This window comes from Herbidospora mongoliensis, from assembly GCF_001570545.1.
Classification (GTDB): domain Bacteria; phylum Actinomycetota; class Actinomycetes; order Streptosporangiales; family Streptosporangiaceae; genus Herbidospora; species Herbidospora mongoliensis.
In genome coordinates this window covers 483173-496136 of record NZ_BBXD01000014.1, presented here as the reverse complement: position 1 = coordinate 496136, position 12964 = coordinate 483173, and the positions used below count along the sequence as shown (strand labels likewise).

General features: G+C 70.0%; 14 protein-coding genes and 2 pseudogenes. 7 read left to right on the top strand and 9 right to left on the bottom strand.

Annotation, left to right across the window (positions count from 1 at the left end; genetic code table 11):
* Positions 1-145 precede the first annotated feature (145 nt).
* The gene (locus tag AW272_RS46060) at positions 146-412 is read left to right on the top strand and encodes a tetratricopeptide repeat protein (RefSeq protein WP_369408745.1); all 267 of its coding nucleotides are present in this window, start codon (positions 146-148) and stop codon (positions 410-412) included.
* A 22-nt stretch (positions 413-434) separates the two neighbouring features.
* Positions 435-674 (top strand): Tn3 family transposase, encoded by a 240-nt coding sequence (locus AW272_RS21225; RefSeq protein WP_169807588.1) that lies wholly within the window; start codon positions 435-437, stop codon positions 672-674.
* A 220-nt stretch (positions 675-894) separates the two neighbouring features.
* Here AW272_RS21225 and AW272_RS21220 read toward each other — a convergent pair whose 3' ends face one another.
* Both AW272_RS21220 and AW272_RS21215 read right to left on the bottom strand, forming a co-directional pair.
* Complete coding sequence (locus AW272_RS21220; protein WP_066367831.1) at positions 895-1830, bottom strand: NADP-dependent oxidoreductase; 936 nt, start codon at positions 1828-1830, stop codon at positions 895-897.
* A gap of 49 nt (positions 1831-1879) precedes the next feature.
* A complete protein-coding gene (locus AW272_RS21215) occupies positions 1880-2794 on the bottom strand; it encodes a DODA-type extradiol aromatic ring-opening family dioxygenase (protein ID WP_245657644.1) in 915 nt (304 codons plus the stop codon).
* A gap of 105 nt (positions 2795-2899) precedes the next feature.
* Between AW272_RS21215 and AW272_RS21210 the strand changes: the two genes are divergently transcribed.
* From AW272_RS21210 to AW272_RS21200, 3 genes and pseudogenes are all read left to right on the top strand, one after another.
* Positions 2900-3373, top strand: coding sequence for a MarR family winged helix-turn-helix transcriptional regulator (locus AW272_RS21210; protein WP_066367829.1), 474 nt, complete (start codon positions 2900-2902; stop codon positions 3371-3373).
* Positions 3374-3660: 287 nt separating this feature from the next.
* Positions 3661-3774, top strand: a pseudogene (locus AW272_RS46320) (zinc finger domain-containing protein); the annotation flags it as partial.
* Positions 3775-4461, top strand: coding sequence for a recombinase family protein (locus AW272_RS21200; RefSeq protein ID WP_245657643.1), 687 nt, complete (start codon positions 3775-3777; stop codon positions 4459-4461).
* A 31-nt stretch (positions 4462-4492) separates the two neighbouring features.
* Here AW272_RS21200 and AW272_RS21195 read toward each other — a convergent pair whose 3' ends face one another.
* Positions 4493-4663 carry a hypothetical protein gene (locus tag AW272_RS21195; protein WP_157518685.1) on the bottom strand — a complete coding sequence of 57 codons (171 nt, stop codon included), beginning with the start codon at positions 4661-4663 and terminating at the stop codon, positions 4493-4495.
* Positions 4664-4804: 141 nt separating this feature from the next.
* Positions 4805-6160 (bottom strand): Na+/H+ antiporter NhaA, encoded by a 1356-nt coding sequence (gene nhaA, locus AW272_RS21190; protein WP_066367819.1) that lies wholly within the window; start codon positions 6158-6160, stop codon positions 4805-4807.
* 166 nt (positions 6161-6326) lie between these two features.
* On the opposite strand from nhaA, the pseudogene AW272_RS21185 reads away from it, so the two are divergent.
* A pseudogene (locus AW272_RS21185) lies at positions 6327-7135 on the top strand (SDR family NAD(P)-dependent oxidoreductase).
* Here the strand turns inward: AW272_RS21185 and AW272_RS21180 are convergent.
* From AW272_RS21180 to AW272_RS45150, 5 genes are all read right to left on the bottom strand, one after another.
* Complete coding sequence (locus AW272_RS21180; RefSeq protein WP_066367817.1) at positions 7132-8721, bottom strand: ABC transporter permease; 1590 nt, start codon at positions 8719-8721, stop codon at positions 7132-7134. The pseudogene AW272_RS21185 and the gene AW272_RS21180 sit on opposite strands and share 4 nt — an antisense overlap.
* Positions 8718-9614, bottom strand: coding sequence for an ABC transporter ATP-binding protein (locus AW272_RS21175; protein ID WP_066367815.1), 897 nt, complete (start codon positions 9612-9614; stop codon positions 8718-8720). The genes AW272_RS21180 and AW272_RS21175 overlap by 4 nt, the downstream gene beginning before the upstream one ends.
* Positions 9615-9770: 156 nt before the next feature.
* Positions 9771-10622 carry a universal stress protein gene (locus AW272_RS21170; RefSeq protein WP_066367813.1) on the bottom strand — a complete coding sequence of 284 codons (852 nt, stop codon included), beginning with the start codon at positions 10620-10622 and terminating at the stop codon, positions 9771-9773.
* 17 nt (positions 10623-10639) lie between these two features.
* A complete protein-coding gene (locus AW272_RS45155) occupies positions 10640-10990 on the bottom strand; it encodes a universal stress protein (protein WP_066367811.1) in 351 nt (116 codons plus the stop codon).
* Complete coding sequence (locus AW272_RS45150; RefSeq protein WP_245657653.1) at positions 10876-11436, bottom strand: universal stress protein; 561 nt, start codon at positions 11434-11436, stop codon at positions 10876-10878. The genes AW272_RS45155 and AW272_RS45150 overlap by 115 nt, the downstream gene beginning before the upstream one ends.
* A gap of 248 nt (positions 11437-11684) precedes the next feature.
* Here AW272_RS45150 and chrA point away from each other — a divergent pair, with 248 nt between their 5' ends.
* Positions 11685-12812, top strand: a complete 1128-nt coding sequence (gene chrA / locus AW272_RS21160; RefSeq protein WP_066367809.1) for a chromate efflux transporter — start codon at positions 11685-11687, stop codon at positions 12810-12812.
* Positions 12813-12964 lie beyond the last annotated feature (152 nt).

Genomic DNA, 12964 nt, shown 5'->3' with positions numbered 1-12964 from the left:
GGACCAACTCCTCGCGCTGGTGAAGAGCCGGCTCAAACGCATGCAATACCGCCGCCGCATCCTCAGCGGGTTCATCGCCAAGACCGGCCTGGACCCCCACCTCTCATAACCTCAGCCATTAAGGCTCTCTAGACCGCAGGAAGCGCTGCCCCAATATCAGGAGGCTCTGCGACTCGCACGTCAAGTACACAGTCCCGTAGACGAAGGGCGTGCGCTTGAAGGCATCGCCCAGTGCATGGCCCGAACCGGTGACCGAGATACAGCCCTTGTCAGCCTTGGCGAAGCCGTGGCGATATACCGGCGCATCGGCGCTCCGGCGGCGAGGCAGGCGGCGGCCTATCTGGCTGAGTTGGAGAGCGAAGTTCATGGCCGCACCATCCTGCAGGAACCGGTTCAGGAATCAACCGATTGATAGACAAGATCAAATACGCGGCTTGTTCAGAGAACACGTCAACACGCTGCTGATGCAGGAGGTCCTGGCCGATCCGAAGTGGGCAGACAAGCTCACCGACGCCGACCGTAGGGCGCTGTCGCCGCTGTTCTGGACCCACGTCAATCCGCACGGATGGTTCGAGCTGGACATGAACAGCCGCCTCGATCTGGACCTGTCCATCCGGGCGACGGTGCCCGGCCCGCGGACCCCGCATGGGGAGGCAGCCGCAGCCCCGGCGTGACACTCGGGCTCCGGGCCTGGCCGGAGCCCGAGTGAAGACAACGTTGCCCGGGGAAGCTTCGGCGTCCCGGGCAACGTGCGTGAGCGGCAGCGGCGGGCTCGAGTGTAGGGCCTGCCGCATGGCCTCGCCGGTGCCGACAGGTTGCGGGTGCTGCCGCCGTTGAACTTCCGGGCGGCCCACCGGCGGGAGAGCGAACGGCGGGCGGCCCGGTCGCGTGTGATCAGGGAGCGAGCACGACCGTCTTGCCGGGTAGCCGCCCGGTGCCGGCTTCCTCATGCACGGCGGCCAGCTCGGCCACCGGGCGGTGGGCGGCGACGTGGAGCCGGAGCTTGCCGGCATCCACCTTGGCGACCAGCTCGGTCAGCTGGGCTCCGTCGCTGCGGACCCACAGGCTCGCGCTGCGCACTCCCCGGGCGGGGTCCTCGGGAATCGGGCCGGCTGTGCTGACGGCGACCCCGCCGTCGGCGACGTAGTTCGTCAGCTGCGCGAGCTCCTCCGGGGAGACGCGCACATGGTTCACCACGACCTGGAACGGACCGCCCACGGCGGCCGGGCCTGCGGTGGAGGCGAGGGGGCCCACGACCCGGTCCGCGCCGTAGCCCCGAAGGCGGTCGGCGTGCTGCGACGCGTCCACTGCGGTCACGTGCGCTCCCGCGTCGACGGCGAGCTGTACCACGAGGCTGCCGACCGCGCCCCCCGCCCCATTGACCAGGACGGTCTGACCGGGCTTCAGCTCGGCGAGCTCGAACGCCGTCTGCCAGGCCGCCAGGCCGGTCAGCGGCAGCGCCGCGGCGTCGACCAGCTCGGTCGTCCGGGGCGCCGGGGCCAGGGACTCGGCCGGGGCGAGCACGTACTCGGCGGCGCCGCCGGCGGAGTCGAGGGGCAGCATCGCCACGACCCGGTCGCCGACCTCCAGGCCAATCACGTCCGCGCCGAGTTCAGCGACGGTGCCCGCCAGGTCGATTCCCGGCACGTACGGGAGAGTGATCGGGATCATCTCGGCCAGGACACCGGCGCGGATGTGGTCGTCGACCGGGTTGAACGATGTGGCCGCCACCCGCACCAGCACCTGCCCGGTGCCGGGGACCGGACGGTCGACGTCCTCGTAGCGCAGGACCTCGCTGCTGCCGAACTCGTGGAAACGCATTACCTTCATGGCACTTTCCTCCAGGGTGTATTGATGTCGTCGCCAACGGATGAGGCGCTCAGGTCAGCTGCACCGACCGGGTGGAGTTGCCCATCACCATGCGGTCGATGGCGCTCACGGCGCTGCCGGGGTCATCGGCGGCGCCGACGGTGAGCAGCAGCGGGACGAAGTGGTCGGCCGTCGGATGGGCGACCGCGGCGCCGGGTGCCTTGTTGTGGTAGTCGGTGAGGGCGTCGGCGTCACCCCGGGCGAGGGCGTCAACAGCCCATTCGTCGAAGGCCGTGGTGTCGGCGGCGAGCTCCGGCCGGCGGAAGACGGCGAAGCTGTGCGTCATGAAGCCCGAGCCGAGAACGAGGATGCCTTCTTCACGCAGCGGCCGCAGGCGTGCCCCGAGCTCGAGCAGAGCGCTGGGATCGAGGCTGGGCATCGACAGCTGCACGACCGGGACGTCGGCCGCGGGGTACATGGCCATGAGCGGGATGAAGGCGCCGTGGTCGAGGCCGCGGTCGGCGAACTCGTGCACGGGCGTCCGGCCCAGCAGGCCGGTGAGTCGCCGAGCCAGGTCGGTGGCGTCCGGGGTCGCGTAGGGAAGGGTCTTGTAGCGGGGATGGAAGCCGCTGAAATCGTAGTGCAGCGGGGTGCCGGCCGCGGCTCCGGATATCGTGACCGGTGCCCGTTCCCAGTGGGCCGAGACGACGACGATGGCCCGGGGTTTGGGCATCGACTGGGCCCAGTCGAAGAAGTCGCTGAGCCACTGTGGATCGTCGAGGGTGAACGGGGCGCCGTGGCTGACGAAGAGGCTGGGCAGGGGACCGTCGGAGGGGTTCCGCACCCGCTGCTCGCGCGCTTGTGGCAGAACCTCGGCAAGGAGCTCGTCGTACGCCGCGGCCGCTGTCCGCGACGGAAAGGGGGAAGACGGGCCGTTCGGGGTGGCCAGGTTGCTCGTGGTGGTGATCGAAATCAGCTCCTTCACTTGCCTTGACAAGTATTTTCACTTGCCCAGGCAAGTGAAAAAGTACCTCATTAAGAGTTGCCTAGGCAAGTGATGTGAGTTGTCCGGGCAAGTATGATGCGTCTCATGGACACTCAGTCGCCCTGGCTCGACGACGACCAGCAGGACCTGTGGCAGGCGCTCCTCACGGTCGTCATTGCCCTCCCGGCGGCCCTCGACCGCCAGCTGCAGCGAGACGCAGGCATCTCCAACTTCGAGTACGGGGTTCTGGCCCAGCTGTCCATGGCCGACGAAGCCACAATGCGGCTCAGCGACCTTGCCCGGGTCTGTGACAGCACCCAGCCCCGCCTGTCGAAGGTGATGGATCGCTTCGAAGCCCGCGACTGGGTCGCCCGCCGACCCGACCCCGGCGACGGTCGGTACACGCTCGCCACCCTGGCCGACGCCGGCCGGCACAAACTCGTCGAGAGCGCACCGGAACATGTCGCGCAGGTGAAGCGGCTCGTGTTCGATCCGCTCAGCGCCGCGCAGCGCCGCCACCTCGGGGCCGCACTCACCCGCATCGCCGCTACCGTGCGCCGGGAAACCGAAGGAGGCTGAGCGCCGTCCTCAGTCGGGGCCTTCCGGTCAGTCCTGCCACGCCGGTGATGTGGTACGTGGGGAAGGTGTGGACCTTGTCGACGGTGTAGCTGTACGCCGTGGCGAAACCGCGCTCCACCCGGACCGGGACGATGGCACGCCGAACACCGTCAGAGAGCAACCACAGCTTCTCTCGCAAACGGCCCTTTGTCCGAGCAAGATCAAATAGGGCCGAACGAAGACCATTGAGAAATCCATGACGGCCCCTCAAGAATCTTCCGCCGGACCCTGAGTCCGAAGCCGATCTCATCGAGCGCCATCCGTGCCCGAAGTGCAAGGCCGCCCCTGGCTCGCCGTGCCGCTCGCGCAGCGGGGCAGTCACGAGCGCCTACCACACCGGCCGCTTCACCAAGGTGCTGCGGGTGCCGACCCCGGCCAACCGAGGGCCGGGGCAGCCCTGGCGGCCCGGCAATTCGGTGCCCGCGGCCGTCGATCCCAGCCTGCCGAGCGCGGACATCCGCATCGGCTATGCCCGTTGCTCACACCTCAGCCAGGAGCTCGCCTCGCAGCTGAACGCGCTCGCCAAGCACGGCATCGGCAGAGACAAGATCTTCAGCGAGAAGATCAGCACCCGGATCAAGGTCCGCCCGCAGTTCGAGGAGGCGCTGAAGACCGCCCGGGAGATCAAGGAGCACGCCCCGCACTGCCGGGTTATCTTCACCGTGTTCGAGATGAAGCGGCTGGGGCGTGACGCGGCAGAGCTCACCGCCCTCGCGGACCATCTGACCGAACACGGCCTGGTCCTGGAGATGCTCGCCGGGCCGCTGCCCGGCATCTACGACCCCACCGGCCCCGGCAAGCTGCTGTTCGGCTTCTTCGCCGCGATGGCGGAGACGGAGCGGGAGAACATCCGGGAGTCGACGCTGGAGGGGCTGGAGACCGCAGCCCGCAAGGGCAAATCCGGCAAGCGCAAGGGACAGAACCCGTCTGTCGCCAGCATCTACCGGGCGCTCGCCGAGTACGAGAAGACCCAGGCGTACCCGGAGGCAGTCGAAACGGCACACACCGACTTCGCCGCCCTTCAGCAGCGCGACCGCGCCCCCATGTAGTCACTCAGCGCTACATGTCCGTTCGCCGTAGCTATACGAGAACAGGGCCCATGAGGGCGGTTGCCCGCTCCGCAGTGATCTGGCCTTGGGCGACCTGGTTGTCCAAGTAGACCCGCAAGGCTCGTATCCCCGCGGCGATCTGCCGCTGGACCTCTTCGATCGTCGCGCTTAACGTCATCGGTTCGCGCAAGGGGTCGGTCATCGCCCGCTCCATTATCGGTGAGGGTGATGGGACGCGCCGCTGGGACCATGGCGGATGGATTCGCCATGCCGACAGCAGGTGGCGGTCCTGACCGTCCGGCCTGATCATGGCGATGGCGCAGGGCTGGTCACGTCCATCTGGTCACGCGCCGCCGGAGGGTATCGTCCGGCCAGGGGTGCCGTCGTGTCTTGAAGCGCCCGAAGCCGGTGGGTGTGGCTCGGGCCCACTCTCGTAGACGTCCGGGATGCCGTCGCCGTCTATGTCGGCGGTCTCGGTTTCGCGGATGCGCCGGTACACCCGTGCCCGCATCCGCAGGATGACCGCCGCGATCAGAGCCGAGGTCAGCGAACCGGTGAGGACGGCGACCTTGACGGCCTCGTTGGCGTCGAAGGCCAGGTCGCCGATCAGCAGGGACACGGTGAACCCGATCCCGGCCAGCACGGCCAGGCCCACTACGTCGATCCAAGCCAGCCCTTCGTCCATCGTGGCCTTGGTGAATCGGGCCACCAACCACGTGGCGGCCAAGATGCCCACCGGCTTGCCCACGACCAGCCCGGCCACGATGCCCAGCGCGATCGGGTCGCTCAACGTCCCGGACAGGCCGCTCACGCCGCCGAAAGTGACCCCAGCGGAGAAGAACGCGAACACGGGCACCGCGATCCCGGCGGAGATCGGCCGGAACCGGTGCTCGAAGTGCTCGGCCAGCCCAGGCCCTTGGCCGCCGTCGCGGCGTGGTACCGGGACTGTCAGGGCCAGCAGCACTCCGGCCACGGTGGCGTGCACTCCCGAGGCGTGGACCAGCGCCCAGGTCGCCGAGGCCAGTGGCAGCAGCAGCCACCACGAGCGCACGCGCCGCCGTACCAGGACGGCGAACACCGCCAGCGGGGCCAGCGCCAGCAGCAACGGCACCACCGACAGGGAGGCGGTGTAGAAGACGGCGATGATGACGATCGCGACCAGGTCGTCGACCACGGCCAAGGTCAGCAGGAAGGTCCGCAGCCCGCTGGGCAGGAAGCGGCCGACCACCGCCAGCACCGCCAGCGCGAAGGCGATGTCGGTGGCGGTCGGGATCGCCCACCCCCGCGCCCCGGACCCACCGGCGATGGCCAGGTAGACCATCGCGGGCACCAGCACCCCGCCGAACGCGGCGGCCACCGGCACCACCGCGCGGCGTACCTGACGCAGGTCACCGGCGATGAACTCGCGCTTGAGCTCCAGCCCCGCCACGAAGAAGAAGATCGCCAGCAGACCGTCGGCGGCCCAGGTGGCCAGGTCGAGGTTCAGGTGCAGCGCCGCAGGGCCGATCTCGACGGCCCCGAGGTCCTGGTAGGCCTGGGCCCACGGGGAGTTGGCCCAGATGATCGCGGCCAGCGCGGCGGCCAGGAGCAGCGCGCCGCCGATGGTCTCCTTGCGGAGGATGTCGGCGATGCGGCGGGCCTCGGGCCAGGTGCTTCTGCTGAACAGACGGGGGGCACGACGGGACACGGTGCCGGACATGGGTCTCCGCTCGGTTGCCGGGAAACGCTGAAGAACCGCCGACCAGACTTCCCGGCACACCGCTACGAACAATATCAAGACGCCCAGGTTCGGATTCTGGCCGCCCTGCCTGGGCCACAGCGACTGAACACACGTTAGGCAACCTGTACATGCGCTGGGTAGGAAGGTGAGAGCCGAGAACGGTGTCGCCGCCGCGATCGAGGTGCTGGAGTCACTCGGCCGCTGGAACGGGGGAATCGTGGAGTTCACCGGCAGAACCGTCATCGTCACCGGCGCGGGGTCCGGCATCGGGCGGGCCACCGCGCGCCTGTTCGCCGACGCCGGCGCGCTGGTCCTGGGGGTGGGACGCCGTGAGGAGGCGCTCGAGGAGACCGCCGCCGATCGGCCGGAGATCGCGATCCATGCGGCCGACCTACGTCATCCGGACACACCCTCCCGCGTCGTGGAGGCCGCGATCGACCGCTGGGGCCATCTGGACGTGCTGGTCAACAACGCCGGCTCATGCCGCTGGCCGACACCGCCCATGAGGCCGTCTCGGACCTCTTCCAGCTCAACGTCACCGCGCCGAGGCTGCTGGCGAGTGCCGCGCTGCCTCACCTGCACGCGGCGAAGGGCTCGATCGTCAACGTCTCCAGCACCTATGGCCACCGGCCGCTGCCCGGAGCCGCCCACTACGCGGCCACCAAGGCCGCCGTCGAACAGCTCACCCGCAGTTGGGCCCTCGAACTGGCCCCCGACGGGATCCGCGTCAACGCGCTCGCGCCAGGCCCTACGGAAAGCGAGGCCCTGGCCTCATCGGGGCTGACCCCATCCACGGTGGAGGAGATCAAGGAAGACGAGGCGGCCCGAGTGCCGCTGGGCCGCCGGGGCGAACCGGCGGAGGTGGCGGCCTGGATCGTGCGCCTGGCCGATCCGGCCACGACCTGGCTGACCGGCCAGGTCCTCACCATCGACGGCGGCCTCGAACTCCTCTAGTCAGGCTCCAGGTCTCGTTGGACGAACCCGGCGATCCCCACGCCGATCAGCAGCACCGCGGTCAGGCACAACCACACATAGGGCATCGGGGTGAACACTCCACCGGGCAGGGCCGGGAGGCGTGCGTACGGCGAGAGCAGCCGGACCCACTCGTCGAACTGGAACAGCGGACCGAACAGGTCGAGCACCGCGAAGGCGACCAGCAGCGCCCACGCGGCGGCGACGGCCCGTGGCAGCAACCCGAACAGCAGGACCGCGAACCCGGCCGACACCCACACCGCCGGAACCTGGGCGACGGCCGCGCCGAGGATCCGGACCGCCTGGCCGGCCGGATCGCCGACGCGCAGGCCGTGGACGACGCCTGCGGCCAGCCCGGCGGCGGCCAGGATGAGCGCCGATCCCGCCAGGGACAACGTCACGTGGCCGAACAGCCAGCGCGACCGGGGCACCGAGGCGGCCAGCACCGGCTCGGCCCGCCCGGCGACCTCCTCCGAGCGGGGGCGCAACGCCGCCTGGACGGCGTAGCCACCCGCCACCAGGGCGAACAGGTCGAGCTGAGTAGCGAAGAAGGTGTCGACCAGGGCGTTTTCGCCGCCCAGCGCGGCCAGCAGGCCCGCGATCTGCTCATTGCCTTCGATCAGGTCGCCCACAGTCTCGGCCAGCGCCCCGAACACCCCGCCGACCACGGCGAACGCGACCGCCCAAATCGCCAGCGAGCCACGGTGCAGCCGCCAGGCGAGCACGAGCGGCGACCGCAGGGACGGCGCGGCGGAGGCGGGCCCGCGCCGTGCGGCCAGCAGACCGCCGCCGAGGTCGCGGCGGCGGGCCACCTGGTCGGCGACGGCCAAGAGGATGAGTGTCGCGGCGGCGGACATCGGGAGCACCCACCAGCGTTCCCCCGCGAAGGCGCGGGTGCGTTGCGCCCAGCCGAGGGGCGAGACCCACGAGACGGCGTCGTTCCCGGCCGCGTCTCCGGCCGCCCGGACCAGGAAGGACAGGCCCAGCGCGGTCACCGCGATCGTGTTCGCGGCCCGTGCGGCGCCGGCGACCTGCGCGGCGACGGCGGCGATCCCCGTGAACACCAGTCCTGCACCGGCCACCGACCCGGCGAACGCGGCCGATCCGGCGAGGGGCAGTCCCTGCCCGGTCAGGCCCGCGGTCAGCAGCGCGGCGATCACCAGGTTGGCCATGAGCGACGTGAGAACGGCGGCGGCGGGCAGCGCGTACCGTCCGACGGGGGCGGCGCCGATCAGTTCGGCGCGCCCGCTGTCCTCCTCGGCCCGGGTGTGCCGGACGACGAGCAGCGCGCTCATGAGGGCGGCCAGCACGGCGGCGACGTTGGTGGCCCGCCATGCGGTCAGCCCGCCGACCGAGGAGGCCTCGTACACCGGCCCGGTCAGTGCCTGGAGGGCGGGGTTGGCCATGATCGTCGTCCCGAGCGTCAGCCGCTGCCCGGCCGCCGGATACAGCTCGGCGATGGCCGAGGCGGTGCCGATCGGGAGCGCGACGATCACCAGGATCCAGAGCGGCAGCATCAGACGGTCGCGGCGCAGCGCCAGGCGCAGCAGGACACCGGTCCCGGTCATGACGTGTGGCCCTGGTAGTGACGCAGGAAGAGCTGCTCCAGCGTCGGCGGCTGACAGGTGAGGCCGCGCAGCCCGGACTCGGTGATCACACGCAGGACCGCTTCGAGGTGCTCAGCGTCGACCTCCATCCTCACCCTGGTGCCGGCCGCCTCCAGGCCGTGTACGCCGGCCAGCTCCCCCAGAGCTTGAGGGACGACGGCCAGATCGGCGGTCACCGACATCCGGGTCAGGTGCCTGAGCCGGGTCAGGGTCCCCGACTCCACCGCACGGCCGTCGCGGATGATGGTGACCCGGTCACACAGGGCTTCGACCTCGGCCAGAAGGTGGCTCGACAGCAGGATCGTGCGCCCGGCCGCGCGCTCATCAAGGATGCATTCGCGGAAGACGGCCTCCATCAGCGGGTCGAGGCCCGCCGTGGGCTCGTCGAGCAGCAGCAGTTCCACGCCCGAGGCGAGCGCGGCGATCAGCGCGGCCTTCTGCCGGTTGCCCTTGGAGTAGGCGCGGCCCTTCTTGGTCGGGTCGAAGTCGAACCGGTCGACGAGTTCGGCCCGCCGCCGCGGGTCGAGACCGCCGCGCAGCCGTCCGAGCAGGTCGATGGCCTCGCCGCCGGACAGGGTGGGCCACAGTGTCACGTCGCCGGGGACGTAGGCCAGCCGCCGGTGCAGCGCCACCGCGTCGCGGAAGGGGTGCCCGCCCAGGACCTCGACGTGGCCGCCATCACCGTGGAGGAGGCCGAGCATGATCCGCAGCGCCGTGGTCTTGCCGGCGCCGTTGGGACCGAGGAAGCCGTGCACCTCGCCGGTTCGTATCCGGAGATCGAGGCCGTTGAGGGCGTGGATGTGGCCGAAGCGCTTGGTGAGGCCGTCGACGACGACGGCCGAGTCTTCCGACATGGGGGCTCCAGAAGCCGATCGGACAGGACACTCGCCGACCAGGCTTCCCGGCACACCGGTGACAACGGTACTCCTGCCGATCAGGCGGCGCCAGGCCCGAGCATCACGGCGGCCACGCAGGAAAGCGGCCGATCGGTCGCGAGACTGGCGGAGTGATCACCGCCGGTCCTCCTTCGCGGCGACGACGGCGACCGGGCAGTGCGCCCTGTGCAGCAAGCCGTGGCCGATGGAGCCGAGGGTGATGGCGGCGACGGCCCCCCGTCCGCGTGAGCCCACGATCACGAGATCGGCCGTTCGCGACTCCTCCGACAGCAGGTAGACGGGGTGGCCGCAGTGGGCCAGCCGTTCGATCGGGACGTGGGGATACTTCTGCGTCCAGGGTGCCAGTTGCTGCCAGACGAAGGCGGCGCGCTCGTCGAACAACTGCTGGATCAGCGCGCCGTAGGCGACTGCGTAGCCCGCGAACGACGGCGGTTCCCACGCGTACACCAGCTTGAGGCGGGCGCCGCGCCGGTCGGCCTCGGCGAAGGCGAAGTCCAGTGCCGTCTCCGACTCCTCGCTCCCGTCGTAGCCGACGACGAGTTCTCCGTAGGTGTGCCGGGCGGGCTTGCGCACAACGATGACCGGGCCGGGCGTGTGCCCGGCCACGGACAGGCCGACCGAGCCGAGGATCAGCCCGGCGAAACCGCCCATGCCACGGCTGCCGATCACGATCTCGTCGGCGTCGCGTGCCGCTTCTCTCAGGCGTTCTGCGGGCGGTCCCACGACCAACCGGGTGCTGATCTGGAGGTCCGGGGCACAATCCCAGGCCCGCTGCTGCGCCGCGGTGAGGATGCTCTGGTGGTGCTTCTTCTGCATCGCGTTCAGTTCGCCGTCCAGGACGGCCGCCGACCGGACGTGGATGATCCGCAGCGCGGCTCCCCTGCGTGCCGCGTCCTCGGCCGCGTATTCCGCGGCGGCCAGCGCGGGAGTTGATCCGTCGACGCCCACGACGATGATCGGAGTCATGATGATCCTTTCGTGTGTCAGTCGGCCAGCGCGACCACGGCGACGGGACACGAGGCGTGCCGGAGCACCGGGTCGGCGGTCGCGCCCAGATGGCCGAAGCGGCGGCGTCCCACCACGCCCAGGGTCGCCTGCTCCGACAGGCCGGTCAGAGTCTCGCGCGGGGCGTCGATGGTGATCCTGGCGCTGATCCACACCTCGGGATAGGGCTCCCGCCAGGCGTGCAACTGTTCTTCGAGGTCCTGCTCGGCCAAAGTCAGATCGGGCACGAGCGGCATCGAGGTCCCGAGCGACATAACGGGCAGGCCGCACCGCACCGCGAGCAGCGGAAGCCGCCGGGACGCCGCTTCGGCGAACGCGAAGTCGAGCACCGGCCGCGCTCTGCCGCGAGGGGCGCCGTCCACCCCCCACGATCACCGGATCGAGGTTGACCGGAGCCGGTATCGGCCCTGCTCCGCGCACCACCAGCGCCGGACACGCCGCGTGAGCGGCGAGGCGACAGGCCACCGAGCCCAGAATCGCCGAGGGCAACCGGGCTCAGCCCTCGGGAGCCGACTACCACCAGGTCGGCGGCGCCCGGCAGCGCCACGAGGTGGTCTCCGGCCGTGCCCCGCCACAGCTCGCTCCGCACGTCCGCCACCGCGCTGGTCGCCCTGGCGCACGAGACGCCATGCCAGAGCACGTGATCGGCGGCCCGCCGCAGATGGTCCTCGGCCTCATCGGAGGCCTCTCCGTAGGGCCAGTGCCAGGCGTGCGCGACGGTCAGCGGCACTTTCCGCATCTCAGCTTCGCCTATGGCCCAGTCCAAGGCCCGCATCGTGCAGTCTGAGCCGTCATACCCGACGACGACCCCGTTCCTCGTGGTCATACGTCTCACCTGCGATTCCTCGCCTGAGTTCATTATCCTCCACCGGACTGATCGCCATGGCTCTCGCCGGACTGGTCCTGACCTGCGCCCGATGCGCCAACGGGTTCCCAGCCTCCGCGTATCGAGCGCGGCGTGGTAGAAGTCGTCCACGGCGGCACTGACCCAAGTCGGGACGGCCTCAGAGCGGAAGAGATCACATGGGTCCTGACGGCGACCGGTCCTGGCGCGAGGTGGCCTGGATCTTCCTCAAGCTCGGCCTCATCGCCTTCGGCGGCCCCGCCGCGCACACGGCGATGATGCGCGAGGAGCTGGTCCGCCGCCGCGGCTGGGTGAGCGACGAGCGGTTCGTCGACCTGATGTCGGCCACCAACCTCATCCCCGGTCCGAACTCGACGGAGCTGGCCATCCATCTCGGCTACGACCGCGCGCGATGGAGAGGGCTCCTCGCGGCCGGGATCTGCTTCATCCTTCCCGCCGCCCTGATCGTCACCGGCCTGGCCTGGGCCTATGTGACCTACGAAACGACCCCAGCGGTCGAAGGCCTCTTGTACGGCATCGTCCCGGCCGTCATCGCCATCATCGTCCACGCCCTGGCCGGGCTGCTGCATACCGTGATCAAGAGCGTCTGGTTCGCCCTGCTGGCCCTGGCGGCGCTGGCCGCGTACCTGCTCGGCGTGAACGAACTGGTCGTGCTCGCCGCGGGCGCACTCATCGCGGGCGGCGTCAAGCTGATCCGGGGACGACCCCGCGGCTCCGCGCACGGAATCGCGGCCGTACCCCTGATGGTTCTCGGCTCACCCGACCAGCTCACGCAGTTGTTCCTCACCATGCTGAAGATCGGCTCGGTGCTGTACGGCAGCGGCTACGTCCTGCTGGCGTTCCTGCGCGGCGACTTCGTCGACCGGCTCGGCTGGATCACCAGCCAGCAGCTCGTCGACGCCGTCTCCATCGGACAGGTGACTCCGGGACCGGTATTCACCACCGCCACCTTCATCGGGTACGTCGTCGCCGGTCTCCCTGGGGCCTTCCTGGCCACTGTGGCCATCTTCCTGCCGTCCTTCGTCTTCGTCGGCCTGCTCACGAAGATCACCGACCGGCTCCGCTCGAGCGCTTGGACCTCCACCCTCCTGAACGGCCTCAATGCCGCCGCCCTGGCGCTGATGGCGGGCGTGACCGTCCAACTCGCCCAGACCGCGATCGTCGATCCGCTCACGCTGGCGATCACCCTGGCCACGATGACGCTGCTCTGGACGACCAGGCTCAACAATGCCTGGTACATCGCGGCCGGAGCCGCCATCGGCCTGCTGCACACCGTTCTGCGGTGACCTCGTTGATCGTCAGGCCGAGTCACCTTCGACCAGGAGCACTCCCTGAATGAATCTGCGTCAGCTCTGTGCTTCACATGTCGGCCTTCCCGGCGATTCCTCAGCCGCGGCCAGAGAGTGATGGAGATTCACCACGGCCGTGCCCTCTCCGA